At 72.6% G+C, this 15,177-nt stretch carries 14 protein-coding genes; 7 read left to right on the top strand and 7 right to left on the bottom strand.

The annotated features are described in order from the left end of the window. Window positions 1–4 precede the first annotated feature (4 nt). Window positions 5–1,165, top strand: coding sequence for a low temperature requirement protein A (locus tag IOD16_RS21885; protein WP_201435924.1), 1,161 nt, complete (start codon window positions 5–7; stop codon window positions 1,163–1,165). Here IOD16_RS21885 and IOD16_RS21880 read toward each other — a convergent pair. Both IOD16_RS21880 and IOD16_RS21875 read right to left on the bottom strand, forming a co-directional pair. Further along, the gene (locus IOD16_RS21880) at window positions 1,137–1,751 is read right to left on the bottom strand and encodes a hypothetical protein (protein WP_201435923.1); all 615 of its coding nucleotides are present in this window, start codon (window positions 1,749–1,751) and stop codon (window positions 1,137–1,139) included. The genes IOD16_RS21885 and IOD16_RS21880 overlap by 29 nt on opposite strands. A 265-nt stretch (window positions 1,752–2,016) precedes the next feature. Continuing rightward, window positions 2,017–3,447 (bottom strand): LVIVD repeat-containing protein, encoded by a 1,431-nt coding sequence (locus tag IOD16_RS21875; RefSeq protein WP_442978129.1) that lies wholly within the window; start codon window positions 3,445–3,447, stop codon window positions 2,017–2,019. Window positions 3,448–3,667: 220 nt separating this feature from the next. On the opposite strand from IOD16_RS21875, the gene IOD16_RS21870 reads away from it, so the two are divergent. The 5 genes from IOD16_RS21870 to IOD16_RS21850 all read left to right on the top strand — a co-directional run bounded on the left by IOD16_RS21870 (window position 3,668) and on the right by IOD16_RS21850 (window position 7,931). Beyond that, window positions 3,668–4,291, top strand: coding sequence for a DUF305 domain-containing protein (locus IOD16_RS21870; protein ID WP_201435922.1), 624 nt, complete (start codon window positions 3,668–3,670; stop codon window positions 4,289–4,291). Between the two features lie 178 nt (window positions 4,292–4,469). After that, window positions 4,470–5,381 (top strand): ABC transporter ATP-binding protein, encoded by a 912-nt coding sequence (locus IOD16_RS21865; protein WP_201435921.1) that lies wholly within the window; start codon window positions 4,470–4,472, stop codon window positions 5,379–5,381. Between the two features lie 2 nt (window positions 5,382–5,383). Continuing rightward, window positions 5,384–6,109: an ABC transporter permease gene (locus IOD16_RS21860; protein WP_123747230.1), complete on the top strand. Its 726-nt coding sequence runs from the start codon at window positions 5,384–5,386 to the stop codon at window positions 6,107–6,109. Window positions 6,110–6,120: 11 nt separating this feature from the next. Beyond that, entirely contained in the window at window positions 6,121–7,317 is a 1,197-nt protein-coding gene (locus tag IOD16_RS21855) for a sensor histidine kinase (RefSeq protein WP_201435920.1), read from the top strand. Next, entirely contained in the window at window positions 7,314–7,931 is a 618-nt protein-coding gene (locus IOD16_RS21850) for a response regulator (RefSeq protein ID WP_201435919.1), read from the top strand. The genes IOD16_RS21855 and IOD16_RS21850 overlap by 4 nt, the downstream gene beginning before the upstream one ends. Before the next feature lie 72 nt (window positions 7,932–8,003). Here IOD16_RS21850 and IOD16_RS21845 read toward each other — a convergent pair whose 3' ends face one another. The 5 genes from IOD16_RS21845 to IOD16_RS21825 all read right to left on the bottom strand — a co-directional run bounded on the left by IOD16_RS21845 (window position 8,004) and on the right by IOD16_RS21825 (window position 13,523). Then, window positions 8,004–8,486 carry a nucleoside deaminase gene (locus tag IOD16_RS21845; RefSeq protein ID WP_201435918.1) on the bottom strand — a complete coding sequence of 161 codons (483 nt, stop codon included), beginning with the start codon at window positions 8,484–8,486 and terminating at the stop codon, window positions 8,004–8,006. A gap of 81 nt (window positions 8,487–8,567) precedes the next feature. Continuing rightward, window positions 8,568–10,793, bottom strand: a complete 2,226-nt coding sequence (locus IOD16_RS21840) for a molybdopterin cofactor-binding domain-containing protein (protein WP_201435917.1) — start codon at window positions 10,791–10,793, stop codon at window positions 8,568–8,570. Beyond that, window positions 10,790–12,145, bottom strand: coding sequence for an 8-oxoguanine deaminase (locus IOD16_RS21835; protein WP_201435916.1), 1,356 nt, complete (start codon window positions 12,143–12,145; stop codon window positions 10,790–10,792). The genes IOD16_RS21840 and IOD16_RS21835 overlap by 4 nt, the downstream gene beginning before the upstream one ends. Then, window positions 12,142–12,627 carry a (2Fe-2S)-binding protein gene (locus IOD16_RS21830; RefSeq protein WP_201435915.1) on the bottom strand — a complete coding sequence of 162 codons (486 nt, stop codon included), beginning with the start codon at window positions 12,625–12,627 and terminating at the stop codon, window positions 12,142–12,144. The genes IOD16_RS21835 and IOD16_RS21830 overlap by 4 nt, the downstream gene beginning before the upstream one ends. Before the next feature lie 2 nt (window positions 12,628–12,629). Beyond that, entirely contained in the window at window positions 12,630–13,523 is an 894-nt protein-coding gene (locus IOD16_RS21825) for an FAD binding domain-containing protein (protein ID WP_201435914.1), read from the bottom strand. Between the two features lie 174 nt (window positions 13,524–13,697). On the opposite strand from IOD16_RS21825, the gene IOD16_RS21820 reads away from it, so the two are divergent. Beyond that, complete coding sequence (locus tag IOD16_RS21820; RefSeq protein WP_201435913.1) at window positions 13,698–15,176, top strand: PucR family transcriptional regulator; 1,479 nt, start codon at window positions 13,698–13,700, stop codon at window positions 15,174–15,176. Window position 15,177 lies beyond the last annotated feature (1 nt).

Genomic DNA, 15,177 nt, shown 5'->3' with positions numbered 1-15,177 from the left:
CGCCATGACGACGTTGTACCGGCGGATGACGGCCCGACGGTCCGATGAGGACCACCGGGCGGCCACACCGCTGGAGCTGCTGTTCGACCTGAGCTTCGTGGTGGCGGTCGCGTCGGCGGCGGCGAAGCTGCACCACGCGCTGGCGGAGGACCACATCGGCTCGGGGGTGCTCGGCTACCTGCTGGTGTTCTTCGCGATCTGGTGGGGCTGGCTGAACTTCACCTGGTTCGCGTCCGCCTACGACACCGACGACGTGCCGTACCGCCTCACCACCCTGGTGCAGGTCGGCGGCGTGCTGGTGCTGGCGGCGGGCGTGCCCCGGGCGTTCGACCACTCGGACTACACGGTGATCACGATCGGGTACGTGGTCATGCGGCTGGCGATGGTGGCGCAGTGGCTGCGCGCGGCGAACGCCGACGCCGAGCGCAGGGCGTGCGCCCGGCGGTACGCCGTCGGCATCACGGTGGTGCAGGTCGGCTGGGTGGCACGGCTGCTGCTGCCCGACGAGCTGTTCGTGGCCGGCTTCCTGGTGATGGTGGTGGCCGAGCTCGCGGTGCCGGTCTGGGCCGAGCGCGCCGGCCGGACGACGTGGCACCCGCACCACGTCGTGGAGCGCTACGGGCTGTTCACGCTGATCGTGCTGGGTGAGTCGATCCTCGCCGCGACCGGCGCGATCGGCGCGGCCCTGGACGCCGGTCACGCGAGCTTCGCGCTGATCTCGCTCGCGGTGGCGGGCCTGGTGATCGTGTTCGCGATGTGGTGGCTCTACTTCGACTACCCCGCGCACCACCTGCTCGAGACCTCCGCGCGGGCGTTCGCCTGGGGTTACGGCCACTACCTGGTGTTCGCCTCGGCGGCGGCGGTCGGGGCGGGGCTCGAGGTCGCGGTCGACCACGACCTGCACGTCGCGCACCTGCCGGCGCTCGGCGCGGGGTCGGCCACCACGGTGCCGGTGGCGGTGTTCCTGGTCGTCGTGTGGCTGCTCCAGGTGCGCCCGGCCCGACGCGGAGCGGAGCTCTGGGCGTTCCCGGCCGCCGCCGTGCTCGTGCTCGCCGTGACGTTCACGCCCGCGCCGGTCCACGCCGTGGCGATCGTGCTCGTCGCGCTCGTGGCGCTGGTGGTCTCCGGCCGGCGCGCTACGGCCGGCGCAATTTCGTCAACCTGATCCGCTCGTCCTCGGAAAGCGCCGAATCGGTCAACACGCGCACCCCGTGCGGGCCGATCGGCCGGCCGTTCACGGAAGTCACCCGAGTGGTCGGCACATCGGTGAACAAGGTGACTTCCGGCCGGTCGGCGAAATGGCCGTAGCCCAACACCGTGGACCGGCTCGCGCTCGGGCCGTTCAGCACCACGTAGTCCTGGTCGGCCGCGGTCGGGTCGGTGGCCCACGGCACCTCGTCGCCGAGCGCCCACCCGCCCACGCCGCCGTAGCGCAGCAGGAACGTGCGGGCGTGGTGGATGGTGACCACGTAGTGGTGGTCGCAGTCCGGGTCGACGGGCACGGGCGTCCGGCCGAAGGTCAGGCCGTAGGACACGCCCGCCGTGCGCAGGGTGCGGGAGAACGCCGCCAGGTCGCCGCCGCCGCTGCTGATCGCCCGGGACAGCGCCGACCACGCGCCGGTGGCCGTCTGGTTCGGCAGGCGGGCGCCCGGCCACGGGTCGCGAATGGTCAGGCCGCCCCAGATGAGGCGCACCGCGGGGGCCGGCCAGACATTGTCGCGCTCACCCCGGTAGAGGGTCATGTCCGGCATGGGAATACTCCTCGCGAGGAATTCGTGAAGAGGAATCGTTTTCGATCCTACGCGGGGTGGGGGTGACCGCGGGCGAATTCACCGGCAAGGAGTACCGGGCCTGGGGAATGCGGTGTTAAAAGGGGAATATGCAGGGTGCGCGTCCGCCGGGCGGGCGAAGTGGCGCGCCACCGGGTGGGCAGGGCGCCCGCCGTCGGATGAGCGAAGGGCCCGCCGCTGGTGCGCGGCGGGCCCTCCTGGTGTCACGACGGTCGGACCGTCCGGACTAGCGCGGGAACAGGTCCCGGTACGAGCCCTGCGTCTGCACGTTCAACTCGCCGACGCGGACGAGCTTGCCGGTCGCCGTCCGCGGGTCGCGGATGTCGAGGACGTCGAAGCCCTTGGCCATGTCGGACGAGAAGATGTAGCCGTTGTAGTAGTACGCCGACCACGAGCCGCCGCCCGCGCCGTCGGGCAGCGGGCCGCGCTCGAACCAGCCGATCTCCTTCGGGTTGCGGGAGTCGGTGAAGTCCCAGATCGAGATGCCGCCCTGGTACCACGCCTGCACCATGATGTCGCGGCCCTGGACGGGGATCAGCGAGCCGTTGTGCGCCACGCAGTTCTCCGTGTCGCCCTGGGTCCGGGAGATCTTGTAGTACGAGCGGAACTCCAGCTTGCGGTTGTCACCACGACCGGTGATGTCGTAGATGCCGTCCGCGCCGCGGGTCGGGCCGATCTTCTCGTTGCAGGTCGGCGCGCCGCCGCCGCCGAGCTCGTCGGTGAAGACGACCTTGGTGCCGGCGTTGTTGAAGGTGGCCGAGTGCCAGAACGCGAAGTTCACGTTGTCCTGGACGCGGCTGATCTCGCGGGGCTTCTCCCGGTCGGAGATGTCCCACAGCACGCCGTCACCCATGCAGGCGCCGGCCGCGAGGTCCTTCGACGGGTACACGGTGATGTCGTGGCAGCCGGAGGTGGCGCGGACGTAGCCCTCCTCGACCGTGCCGTCACGGCCGGGGTTGCCGCCGTCCGGGAACAGCACCGTCTCCGACAGCACGGAGGCCGACGCCGGGTCCTTCAGCGGCACCTTGACGATGCTGATCAGGTCGTGCGGCGTCTTGCAGTCGGGGAAGGTGTCGTTGGGACCGTACGACGAGACGTACAGGTAGGCGTTCTTGCCCTTCTTGTCCGGCACCATCGTGTGCGTGTGCGAACCGCACTTGGTCTCGACCGCGGCGACGTACTTCGGGTTCTTCTTGTCGCTGATGTCGAAGATCTTGATGCCCTCCCACGCGTCCTTGTTGGTCGCGGAGAGCGGCGTGCTGGCGCAGGAGTTGTCGCTGCGCGACGAGTCGGTGGACAGGAAGAGCAGGTTGTCCTTGACCGAGATGTCGTTCTGCGAACCCGGGCACCACACCGTGCTCACGATGGCCGGCTTGCGCGGGTTGCGCACGTCGTAGACGACGAAGCCGTCGTAGTTGCCGTCGAACGCGTAGCCGTTCTGGAACGCCAGGTCGGACCACGTGGACGAGGCGGTGAACGGCGCCGGCTTCGGCAGGTTCGCCAGGTGCTTGACGTTGCGGCTGTTGCGGATCTCGTCGACGCCCGGGATGCCGGCGGCCGGCTGCTCCTGGCTCGACAGCTGGGTCTCGGACAGCCCGGCCAGGTCGGCGTCGTCCGGCGCGGCGGTCGCCTGAGGCGCCCAGGCCACGACCGACAGGCTCAGCGCGAACGCCCCCAAGACCGCCGCCGGCGTTCTGCGCCGCCGGGTCACATCGCGTGCTTCCACTTCAGGTTCCCCTTCCAACCCACTGCAGGGCCCGCAGTATCACCCGTTCGCTTGGCTAAGTACCAGACCCGATCGTCGGAAATTTTCTGGCTTCCGGCTGGTGGAACGGCCGGGTACGTTGACGCCGACCGGAGGTCTAGGGGGTAGCGGGATGCGGATCTTGTTCGTCGCGGTGCTGGTGGCCGTCCTCGCGGGGTGTACGTCCCAGGCGGACGACCAGCCTCCGATCATCGCGCCGCAAGGTCCCGGTGAGCAAGCGCAGACACTGGCTCCGGAGGATTTCGGCACCGATCGGTGGGTCGCGCCGAGCGAGGCGGACCTCCGGTACGTGGCCTCGATGATCGTGCACCACCGGCAGGCGCTGGAGATGACCGCGCTGGCGCCGGAACGCGCGCAGAACGAGACCGTGCGCGGCCTGGCGTCGCGGATCCACGACACGCAGGGCCCGGAGATCGCCGCGATGGAGCAGTGGCAGCGGCAGTACGCCGAGGACGCGCCCGCGCACGGCCACGGCGCCACCCTGCCGGAGGTCGACCACCGCTCGATGCCCGGCATGGCCACCGACGAGCAGCTGGCCGCGCTGGCGGCGGCCCGCGGCGCGGACTTCGACCGGCTCTTCCTCCAGCTGATGATCGCCCACCACGAGGGCGCCGTGCGGATGGCGATCGAGGTGCTGTCCTCGGGCACCGACGTGCGGGTCGAGGAGATGGCCAACGACGTCTCCGTGTCCCAGACCGACGAGATCGACCGGATGAGGGCGATCACCATCCCCTGACCGCGCGTGTCCTGCGTTCCGAACGCGCGTGTCCTACGTCCGCGACCCCCGAGTTGAACGCCCGGGTGCACCCTGAGGGCGGCTCGGGGTGGTCTACGGGAAGATCAACCGATCGGTTGATGCGAGGTGTGGCCCGCCGTGTGATCCGCTCGGACGCCCCGCCGACGACGCTTGTGGCATGGCAATCATCGAGGTGGTCGACCTCGTCAAGACCTACGACCGGAAGGTCGCGGTGGACGGTGTCTCGTTCACCGTCGACGAGGGGGAGATCTTCGGGATCCTCGGCCCGAACGGGGCGGGGAAGACCACGACCGTGGAGTGCGTGGAGGGCTTGCGCACCCCGGACGGCGGCACGATCCGCGTCGACGGCCTGGACCCGCGACGCGACCGGGCGGAGCTGCGCACCCGGCTCGGCGCGCAGCTGCAGCAGAGCGAGCTGCCCGACCGCATCCGGGTCGGCGAGGCGCTGGACCTGTACGCGTCCTTCTACCGCGACCCGGCCGACTGGCGTGAGCTGCTGGCGCGCCTCGGCCTGGCCGATCGCGCCAAGACCGAGTACCGCAAGCTCTCCGGCGGCCAGAAGCAGCGCGTCTCCATCGCGTTGGCGCTGATCGGCAAGCCCAAGGTCGCGGTGCTGGACGAGCTCACCACGGGCCTCGACCCGCAGGCCCGCCGCGACACGTGGAGCCTGGTCGAGCAGATCCGCGACGCCGGCGTCACGGTCGTGCTGGTCACCCACTTCATGGAGGAGGCCGAGCGGCTGTGCGACCGGATCGCCGTGATCGACGCGGGCAAGCTGGTCGCGGTCGACACCCCGGCCGGCCTCGTGTCCCGGGTGGACGGTGAGCAGCGGGTCCGGTTCCGGCCGACCGCGCCGCTGGACGTTCGGCTGCTCGAAGAGCTGCCCGAGGTCTCCGGCGTCGAGAAGCACGGCCCGCAGCTCGTCGTAACCGGCACCGGCAACCTGCTGCACGCCGTCACGTCCGTCCTCGCCCGCAACCAGATCGTCGCCGCCGACCTGCGCATCGAGCAGGCCGGTCTGGACGACGCCTTCATCTGCCTCACCGGCCGCGCGCTCACGGAGCAGTAGACATGCTGAAGATCGTCAACACCGAGTGGAAGCTGTTCCTGCGCGAACCGAGCATGGTCGTGTTCGCCGTCCTCTTCCCGACCATCCTGCTGCTGGTGCTCGGCGCGATCCCCGCGCTGCGCACCCCCGACCCGAACTTCGGCGACCAGCGGTTCATCGACGCCTTCATGTCGTCGCTGGTCGTGACCACGCTGGCGTTCCTCGGCCTGAACAAGCTGCCCGCCACGGTCGCCACCTACCGCGAGAAGGGGGTGCTGCGCCGCTTCTCCACCACCCCGGTCCACCCGGCGCGCCTGCTGGTGGCGCAGGTGCTCGTCAACCTGATCGCGGGCGTGATCTCGGTGGCGCTGCTCGCGGTCGTGTCCCGGACGGTGTTCGGCATCGACCTGCCGCACCACCCGTTCTGGTTCCTGGTGACGTTCCTGCTCGGGATGTCGTCACTGTCCGCGATCGGCCTGCTGGTCGCGGCCTGGGCGCCGAACGCGAGGTCCGCCGGCGGGTGGGCGACCGTGGTGTTCATGCTGGTCATGTTCTTCGGCGGCGTGTACCTGCCGAGGTTCCTGCTGCCGGACTTCCTCAACGCCGTCGGCGCGTACCTGCCGCCGGGCGTCGAGGCGTTGCAGCAGTCGTGGCTGGGCGTCGCGCCGGACCCGGCGCACCTCGGCGTGCTGGCCCTGGTCACGGTGGCGGCGGGTACCGTCGCGGCGAAGTCGTTCCGCTGGGAGTAGGGGTGCGCGCGATGGACGTGCTGGACACGTGGGAGCGGCGGCTGAACGTCGCCGGGCACGCCATCCCGTACTTCGTCCTGGTGCTGACGACCGTCATGTACCTGGTGGTGGGGACGGACCCCGGGCCGACCAGGGCGGCCAACGTCGGCATCGCGGCGGTGACCGCCCTGTGGATGCTCTGGTGGTACACCCTGCACCCGGGCTGGCGCTCCCGGACCGGCCTGATGACCTTGTTCTTCGTCGGCGTCCTGGTGTCCTACGCGCTGCTGGGGCTGCGCGACCCGCTGTTCGGGTTCTTCTCCTTCGCCGGGTACATCTACGCCATCGACGTGCTGCCCGGCCGGTGGAAGCTCGTCGGGGTGTCGGCCACCGGCGTCCTCGCGGCGACCTCGCTGTACGGCGGCTTCCCGCCGGCGGAGCTCGGGCCGATCCTGGTGTACCTGATCATCGTGGTGTTCATCGTGATCATCGCCTGCACGTTCACCACGGTCGGCCACGTCACCTCCGAGCAGTCCCGGCGCCGCAAGGAGATGGTCGCCGAGATGGCGGCGATGATGCGGGAGAACGCCGGCCTGCACGCCCAGCTGCTGATCCAGGCGCACGAGGCGGGCGTGCTGGACGAGCGGCAGCGGTTGGCGCGGGAGATCCACGACACCCTCGCCCAGGGCTTCGCCGGCATCATCACGCAGCTCCAGGCGGACGAGAGCCCGCCGCGGCACGTCGAGACGGCGTTGCGGCTGGCCCGGGAGAACCTGGCCGAGGCCCGTCGCTCGGTGCACGCCCTGCGCCCGCCCGCGCTGGTGGACGCGAACCTGCCGGACGCGTTGGCCGAGGTCACGGCGGGGTGGACGGACCAGACGGGGGTGGCGGCCTCGATCAGCACGACGGGTGCGGCGCGGCCCCTGCACCCCGAGGTCGAGGTGACGTTGCTGCGTGCCGCGCAGGAGGCGCTGTCGAACGTCGCCAAGCACGCGCGCGCCACCCGGGTCGGGTTGACGTTGTCGTACATGGAGGACGTGGTGACGTTGGACGTGCGCGACGACGGCGCGGGGTTCGACCCGGAGGTGAGGACGGACGGGTTCGGGCTGGTCGGCATGCGTCAGCGGGTGTCACGCCTGGCGGGCGCGCTGATCGTGGAGTCGGAGCCGGGCGGCGGCACGGCGGTGTCCGCGTCGGTGCCCGCGATCCCCGCCGAGGTGGCGCCGTGATCCGCGTGGTGATCGTGGACGACCACCCCGTCGTGCGCGACGGGCTGCGCGGGATGCTGGCGGGCGCCGGCGACGTGGACGTGGTGGGGGAGGCGGCGGACGGCGGGGAGGCGGTGACCGTGGTGCGGGCGCTGCGGCCGGACGTCGTGCTGATGGACCTGCGGATGCCCGGCGTGGACGGCGTCACGGCCATAGAACGGCTGCGCGGCTTCCCGACCAGGGTGCTGGTGCTGACGACGTACGACACGGACAGCGACGTGCTGCCCGCGATCAAGGCCGGCGCCACGGGGTACCTCCTGAAGGACACGCCACGTGACGAGCTGTTCCGGGCGGTGCGTTCGGCGGCCAGGGGGGAGGCGGTGCTGTCACCGTCCGTGGCGACGCGGCTCGTGGGTCAGGTGCGGCAGCCGGTGGCGGAGCCGCTGAGCGACCGCGAGGTGGAGGTGCTGGGCCTGATCGCCCAGGGGTGCACGAACCGCGAGGCGGCGGCGAAGCTCTTCATCAGTGAGGCCACCGTGAAGACGCACCTGGTGCACGTCTACGCCAAGCTGGGCGTGAAGGACCGCGCCGCCGCCGTCGCGGTGGCCTACGAGCGGGGGCTGCTGGGCTCCTGACCGTCGGCCGCGCGGGCGAGCCGGTCGTCGATCGCGTCGGGTGGTCCGCCCGGAGGTGCCGGCTCGGGGTTGCTAGTAGTCGACGCGGTCGGGCCGGGACAGCCACGCGGCGAACGGCGCGGTGTCCTCGCCCGTGGCGACCCGGTGCACCGGCAGGCTCCACGTCTCGCGCGGCCGGCCGAACAGCTCGTGGAACTCGCGGTCGTCGAACCCGGCCGCGGCGGCGTCGTGCCGGTCGGCGGCGTAGACGACCCGGTCCACCCGCGCCCACAGCGCCGCGGCCAGGCACAGCGGGCACGGCTCGCAGGACGAGACGAGCGCGCAACCGGTGAGCCGGAAGTCGCCGACGACCCGGCACGCCGCCCGGATGGCGACCACCTCGGCGTGCGCGGTGGGGTCCAGCGCCGCGGTGACCTGGTTGGTGCCGGTGGCGATCACCTCGCCTGCCCGGACGACCACCGCGCCGAACGGGCCGCCGCCGGCGGCGACGTTGCGGGTGGCGAGGTCGATCGACTCGCGCAGCCAGGCGTGGTCTGGGGACACGGACGTGGTCATGGGGTGCTCCTCGGGGCGTGCGCGTGCGCGCCACGGCGGACGTGGCGGCTGGGTCGATCGGTGCGGGGGCCTGCGCGGGGGTCAGGTGCCGGTGATGTGCTCCGGTCGCACGGGCACCCGGGTCAGGGCGAGACCGGTGGCGGCGCGGATGGCCGCGACGATGGCCGGGGTGGACGAGATGGTGGGCGGCTCGCCGACGCCCCGCACACCGTACGGCGCGTTCGGGTCGGCGAGCTCCAGCACGTCGATGCTCATCGGTGGCATGTCGAGCACGGTCGGGATGAGGTAGTCGGTGAACGACGGGTTGCGCACCTTGCCGCCCTCGGTCTGGATCTCCTCCATCACCGCGAGGCCGAGGCCCTGCGCCGAGCCGCCCTGGATCTGGCCGAGCACGGCCTGCGGGTTGAGCGCCTTGCCGACGTCCTGCGCGCAGTCGAGCTCGACCACCTTCACCAGGCCGAGCTCCACGTCCACGTCCACCACGGCGCGGTGCGCGGCGAACCCGTACTGCACGTGGGCGTTGCCCTGCCCGGTCTCGGGGTCGATGGGCTCGGTGGCGCGGTGCCGCCACTCCACCGTCTCGTCGATCACGTCGTCGCCCAGCAGGCCGGCCAGGTCCGCGGCGGCCGGGTCGCGGCCGCCGGCGAGCTCGGCCAGCTTCTCCCGCACGGCCGCGCAGGCGGCCTTCACCGCGCCGCCGGTGACGTAGGTCTGGCGGGAAGCGGAGGTGGAGCCGCCGTTGCCGATGCTGGTGTCCATCGGCAGGATCGTCACCCGCTCCACCCCCAGCTCGGTGCGCACGATCTGCTGCATGATCGTCACCAGGCCCTGCCCGACCTCGGCCGCGGCGGTGTGCGCCAGCGCGGCCGGTTCGCCGTTGATGACCTGCAAGCGCACCCGGGCGGTGGAGTAGTCGTCGTAGCCCTCGGAGAAGCAGATGTTCTTGATGCCCACGGCGTAGCCCACGCCGCGCACCACGCCTTCGCCGTGCGTGGTGTTGGAGACGCCGCCGGGCATGTCGCGCAGGTCGACCGCGGTCGCCGCCGGCGGCATCGGCTTGTCCTTCACCAGCTTCAGCAACCGCGCGACGGGCGCGGCCGAGTCGACCACCTGCCCGGTCGGCATGACCGAGCCCTCGCTCATCGCGTTGACGATCCGCACGTCGACCGGGTCCATGCCCAGCGCCTCGGCGAGCTTGTCCATCTGGGACTCGTAGGCGAAAGCGGACTGCACCGCGCCGAACCCGCGCATCGCGCCGCACGGCGGGTTGTTCGTGAAGACGCCCCAGCAGTCGACCGTCACGTTGTCGACGTCGTAGGGGCCGACGCCGAGCGTGGCCGCGTTCGCCACCACGGCGGGGGTGCTGGAGGCGTAGGCGCCGCCGTCGAGGTAGATGCGGGCCCGGACGTACACGAGCTTGCCCGTGCGGTCCGCGCCGTGCTCGTAGTACAGCACCGCCGGGTGCCGGTGCACGTGCCCGTAGAACGACTCCTCGCGGTTGTAGACCATCTTGGTCGGCTTGCCCGTGCGCAGCGCCAGCAGGCACGCGTGCACCTGCATGGACAGGTCCTCGCGCCCGCCGAACGCGCCGCCGACACCGGACAGCGTCAGCCGCACCCGCTCCAGCGGCATGCCGAGGGCCGCCGCGACCTGGCCCTGGTCGACGTGCAGCCACTGGGTGGCGATGTAGAGGTCGACGCCGCCGTCCTCTGCGGGCACGGCCAGACCGGACTCGGGCCCGAGGAACGCCTGGTCCTGCATCCCGACCTCGTACCGGCCGGTGACCACGACCTCGGCCTCGGCGTGCTGGTCGCCCCGCCGCACGGGCACGTGCCGCACGAGGTTGCCGCCGGGGTGCAGCGGTGTGTCGTCGACCGCCGTCTCCATGTCCACGACGGGCGTGAGCACCTCGTACCGCACCTTGATGCGCTTCATGGCGCGCTGCGCGGTCTCCGGGTGGTCCGCGCCGACGAGCGCGACCGGTTCGCCCTGGTAGCGGACGATGTCCTCGGCGAGCACGGGTTGGTCCTTGTGCTCCAACCCGTACCGGTTGCGGCCGGGCACGTCCTCGTGCGTGAGCACGGCGTGCACCCCGGGCACCCGGAGCGCCTCCGTCAGGTCGATCGAGACGATCCGCGCGTAGGGGTGCGGGCTGCGCAGGGTCGCGCCCCAGATCATGTCCTCGTGCCACAGGTCCGAGGCGTAGGCGAACTCGCCGCGCACCTTGAGGTTCCCGTCGGGCCGCTGCGGGCTGGAGCCGACGCCGCCGGACACGGCGGAGGTCAGTTCGGCCGGGGTGAGGCTCATCGCGTCCCCTTCAGTCGCTCGGCGGCGGCGCGCAGGTCGCGCGCGAGCTCGGTCTCGGAGGCGGTGCGCAGCTCGCCGTCGTCCACCACGGTCCGGCCGCCCACCAGCAGGAGCTTCAGCGTCGGCTGCGGCCCGAGCACCAAGGCGGCCACCGGGTCGTCGATGCCCGCGTGGTCGAGACCGTCGAGCCGCCACACGGCCAGGTCGGCGAGCTTGCCCGGTTCGATCGAGCCGATCTCCCGGTCACGTCCGAGGCAGCGCGCGCCGCCCATGGTGCCCAGCCACAGCGCCCGGCGGACGTCCAGCGCCTTGGGACCGCCGCGCTGCCTGGCCTGCACCAGGGCCTGGCGCAGCTCCTCGACCATCCCGCCGGACTCGTTGGACGCCGCGCCGTCCACCCCGAGGCCGACCGGGGCGCCCGCGTCGAGCAGGTCGCGGACCGGGGCGATGCCGGTGCCGAGCCGGCCGTTGGAGGTGGGGCAGTGGGCGCTGCCGGTGCCGGTCGCGCCCAGCCGCTTCACCGCGTCGGGCGACAGGTGCACGGTGTGCGCGAGCCACACGTCGTCACCGAGCCAGCCGAGGCGTTCGGCGTACTCGGTGGGCGTGCAGCCGTACTCGGCCCGGCACTGGTCCTCCTCGTCGACGGTCTCGGCGAGGTGGGTGTGCAGCCGGACGCCCTTGGCGCGGGCCAGTTCCGCTGCGCCGGTCATCAGCTCGGCGCTGACCGAGAACGGCGAGCACGGCCCGACGGCGACCCGGGTCAGCGCGTCCGGGCTCGGGTCGTGGTGGTCGTTGACGGCCTGTTCGGTGGCGACGAGCGCGACCTCGGTGTCCTCGACCAGGTTGTCCGGCGGCAGGCCGCCGTGCGACCGGCCGCGGTCCATCGAGCCGCGGACGGCGTGCAGGCGGACACCGATGCGCCGGCCGGCCTCGACCAGGGCGGCGAACTGGTCGCCGCCGTCGCGCGGGTGGACGTAGTGGTGGTCGGCGGCGGTCGTGCACCCGGTCGTCGCGAGCCTCGCCAGCCCGGCGGAGGCCGCCGAGTGCGTGATCTCGGCGTCCAGGCCGCGCCACACCGGGTACAGGGTGGTCAGCCACTCGAACAGGGTGGCGTCCTGGGCGAAGCCCCGGGTCGCCCACTGGTAGAGGTGGTGGTGGGTGTTGACCAGGCCGGGCGTGACCAGGCAGCCGCTGCCGTCGACCCACGTGTGCGGGCCGGTCGGCCTGGGCGCCTGGCCGGCGCCCACGGCGGTGATCCGGCCGTGCTCGACGACGACGTGGCCGAACGCGTGCTCGGTGCCCGCGGCGTCCACCGCGGCCACCGCGACGCCGTCGAGGATGGTCGGTGTCATCGGGTCGCGGCCTCCGGGTCCGCCTTGCGGCTCGCGGCCAGGCGCACGGCGTCCAGGATCTTCTCGTACCCGGTGCAGCGGCACAGGTTCCCGGCCAGCGCCTCGCGGATCTCCGGGTCGCTCGGCCGCGGCACCCGGTCGAGCAGGTCGTGCGCGGCGACCACGAGACCGGGCGTGCAGAACCCGCACTGCACCGCGCCCGCCTCCACGAACGCCGCCTGGACCGGGTCGAGCCGATCGCCGTCGGCCAGGCCCTCCACCGTCCGGACCTCGCGGTCCTGCGCCTGGCCCGCGGCCACCAGGCAGGAGCACACCGGCGTGCCGTCCAGGTACACCGTGCACGAGCCGCACTCGCCCTGCTCGCACGCGTTCTTCGACCCGGGCAGCCCCAGCCGCTCGCGCAGCAGGAACAGCAGGCTCTCGCCCTCCCACACGTCGTCGGCCTGCCTCGGCTCGCCGTTCACCGTCACGTTCACCCGCATGGTCAGGCCACCTCCTCGGTGTAGTCGCGCCAGGCCCAGTCGAGCGTGCGGCGGGCCAGCACGGAGAGGGCGTGCTTGCGGTACGCGGCCGAGCCGCGCACGTCGTCGATGGGGCTCGCGGCCTCCGCCACGAGCTCGCCGAACCGCCGTTTCACCGAGTCGAGCAGCGGTTTCGGCGAGTCCCACTGGTCGGTGGCGGTCAGCTCGCCGGACAGGAACTCCTCGGCGGCCGTGGCCCGGCGCGGGGTGGGCGCGGCGCTGCCGACCGCCGCGCCGACCCGCTGCCGCGTCGGGTGCAGGGCGACGGCGAACGAGCACACCGCGATCACCATGGCGTTGCGCGTGCCGACCTTGGCGAACTGCTGCGGCGCCCGCGTGGCCGGCACGTGGATCGCCGTGATCAGCTCGTCCGGCTCCAGCGCGTGGCGCTTCACGCCCAGGTAGAACCCGGTGGCCGGGATCAGCCGGGTGCCCCTGGTCGAGGCGGCTTCGACGGTGGCGCCGCCGGCGAGCAGCACGGGGTGCGTGTCGCCGGCGGGCGAGGCGGCGCCGAGGTTGCCGCCGACCGTGCCCCGGTTGCGGATCTGCGGCGAGCCGACCGTGCGGGACGCCATCGCCAGGCCGGGCAGGCGGTCGCCCAGCTCGTCGATGATCCGCGTGTACGGGACACCGGAGCCGATGCGCACCGTGCCACCGTCGCCGCCGCGGTCCTCGCCGTCGACGTCCCAGGAGCGGAGTTCGGCGATCCGGGTCAGGTCGAGCAGGGCGGCAGGCCGGCGGTGGTCGAAGTTCAGCTCCACCATCACGTCCGTGCCGCCGGCGATGGGCACGGCGTCCGGGCGCTGCGCCTTGAGGGCCAGCGCCTCGGCGAGGGTGGCGGGGCGGAGGAAATCCATCGGCTACCTCGGTGGGTGGGGTGCGCGGTGTGTGAGCCAGTACACAGACCGGGGGTGGTGGTCGGCTACGGCGGTGCGGCCGAATCCCAGGCTCCTACGGCGAGTGGATTTGTGCTTTCCTACAAACACGATCGGACGAAGGTAAAGCGCCCGGATGACGGGGAGGGGACGGCCGTGTTGCTGGTTCGGAGCCTGCTCGGGATGCCGGAGCTCCGGCTGCGCCTCGTCGGCGGCGCCGAAGCCCTGGACAGGCCCGTGACCAGGCTCTACGGCACAGAGCTGCCCGACCCGGCCCGCTACCTCTCCGGTGGCGAGCTGGTGCTCTCCGGACTCCTGTGGCATCGGACGGCCGCCGACTGCGACCGGTTCGTCTCGTCCCTGGCGGCAGCGGGGGTCTCCGCGCTGGCCGCCAGTTCGCCCGAAGCGGCGGGACTGCCCGAGGCGCTGGTCCAGGCGTGTGCCCGGCACGGCGTGCCGCTGCTGGAGGTGCCGGTCGAACTGTCGTTCGCGGTCATCACCGAACGGGTCGTCTCGGAGCTGGCGGCCGAACGGGTGGGCGACGCGGGCGCGCAGCTCGGCAGGCACCGGCGGCTGCTGACCGTGGTCGCCGACGGCGGCGGGTTGTCCGAGCTGGTGGCCGCGGGCGCGGCGGAGCTGGACGCGCCGTGCTGGGTGCTGTCGTGCACCGGTCACGTCGTCGCCGGGCCGGAGCTGCCCGAAGCGGTGGAGCTGGTGCGGGAGTTCCTGCTGGCCGACCGGCTGCCCAGGGTGGTGCGCGGCCGGACGTTGCTGCCGGTGTCCGCGCGCGGGGGCTCGCGGCTGACGTCGTGGATCCTCGTGGTCTCCGGCGACCGCACGCGGGACGACGTGGCCGCCGAGCTGGCCAGCCTGGTCGGGGTGGAGCGGGCGCGGGTCGTGCAGGGTCGGGAGATCGAGAACCGCGCGGCCGGTCCGCTGCTGCGGCAGGTGTTCGCGGGCGGCGACCTGGCCGCGCGGATCGCGGCGGTCGGGTGGGACCCGGACGCGCCGCTGCGCGTGCTGGCGGCCTCCGTCTCGGAGGGGCAGGCGGAGCAGGCCGTCGCGCTGGTCGAGGAGGTGCTGGCGTCGGTCACGTCGGCGTCCCTGGTGTCCGCCGTCGGCGCGGAGGTGTACGCGCTCGCGCCGTCCGGGGCGTGGACCGAGGGCGTGCGGTCGGCGCTGCGGGCGGTGGAACCGGGGTTGCGCTCGGCCAGGGTGCTGGTCGGGATCTCGTCACCGGTCGGCCACTCGGGGCTGCGCGGCGCGGCGGAGGAGGCGTCGCACGCCCGGCGGCTGGGCGAGCGGCGGACCGGGCGGACGTGCGTGGTGGCGGGGGAGGAGATCGCGCTGCACCAACTGCTGCTGGCCGGCGTGCCGGAGGAGCTGCGCCGCTCGCTGCGCCGCCGGCTGCTCGGCCCGGTGCTGGACTACGACGCCGAGCACGGCTCGGACCTCGTGGGCACGCTGCGGGTGTTCCTCGACTGCTCCGGCTCGTGGACCACCGCCGCCGCGCGCCTGCACGTCCACGTGAACACCCTGCGGTACCGGGTGGGGCGGGTCGGGGACCTGCTGGGCGTGAACCTGTCGGACTTCACCGAACGGGTGGACCTGTACCTGGCCCTGCAGGCGGGCTGAC

This window comes from Saccharothrix sp. 6-C (assembly GCF_016695385.1).
In the GTDB taxonomy this organism is placed as follows: domain Bacteria; phylum Actinomycetota; class Actinomycetes; order Mycobacteriales; family Pseudonocardiaceae; genus Actinosynnema; species Actinosynnema texasense.
Note: the sequence above shows the minus strand (reverse complement) of the source record. Positions and strands in the feature narration are given on the sequence as shown.